We start from the raw sequence: 440 nt of genomic DNA, 5'->3' as shown, positions 1-440 counted from the left end.
TATTTATACAAAATCATGTCAGCTATAGGAAGTTTTTCTCCAGTGATAGGGTCACATAGCCATTCTCCTATTTTACCATTTGGGTAGTATTTTCCATTCTCAATCATTTCAATTTCTCTTGGAAACACAGTACCATCCTCAAGAAGTACTATTGGATGATGATCCCAACCCATTACTACTTGTGGTTTGTAACTATTTTGAGCGGATACTCTTTCAATATGTTTTTTTTCTGATCTGTTCTTACTAAATAATTGAGTAAACAATTTCATTTTTTATAATTTAAATTACCAACCGCCTGGAGCTGGTGGTTCTGATTGTGCTTGTGCTTTTTGAGGGTTTAAGATTAAAAAAGTGCCCATGGCTGTCAGTGCAGCGTATTTGCTTATTTTTTTAATGGCCTCTTTTCTGTTGATGTCATTAACAGATGATTTATGCATATC

1 protein-coding gene is annotated in these 440 nt (G+C 34.1%); it reads right to left on the bottom strand.

Annotation, left to right across the window (positions count from 1 at the left end; translation table 11 throughout):
- Nucleotides 1–269 (bottom strand): hypothetical protein (locus IU405_RS00130; protein WP_197436647.1); only part of this gene is annotated, 269 nt, incomplete at its 3' end.
- Nucleotides 270–440: the final 171 nt, after the last annotated feature.

Origin of the sequence: Polaribacter sp. BAL334 (genome assembly GCF_015767435.1) — a bacterium.
GTDB lineage: Bacteria > Bacteroidota > Bacteroidia > Flavobacteriales > Flavobacteriaceae > Polaribacter.
The sequence above is the reverse complement of the archived record's forward strand: the minus strand, read 5'-3'. Positions and strand labels throughout refer to the sequence as shown.